The following is a 218-nucleotide window of genomic DNA, read 5'->3' as shown; positions in this document are numbered from 1 at the left end:
CCTTGGTAAACGTTTGATTGCAAAATACAACTTAGACCAAGATGCTGATCCGCAACATTACGGTATCGGAATCAAAGAACTTTGGGAAATTGACCCTACTAAACATAAACCAGGTTTAGTAATGCATGGTTCAGGCTGGCCTTTGGCAGAAACAGGTTCTTCAGGCGGCTGGTGGTTATATCACGCTGAAAACAACCAAGTGACCTTGGGTATGATTG

1 protein-coding gene is annotated in these 218 nt (G+C 43.1%); it reads left to right on the top strand.

What is annotated here, in order from left to right; genetic code table 11:
- On the top strand, positions 1-218 hold a 218-nt coding region (locus ACG916_RS21805), incomplete at both ends, for an NAD(P)/FAD-dependent oxidoreductase (protein WP_419329561.1).

Origin of the sequence: Acinetobacter legionensis (genome assembly GCF_048552295.1) — a bacterium.
Taxonomy (GTDB): domain Bacteria; phylum Pseudomonadota; class Gammaproteobacteria; order Pseudomonadales; family Moraxellaceae; genus Acinetobacter.
This window is presented reverse-complemented; position numbering and strand designations above follow the sequence as displayed.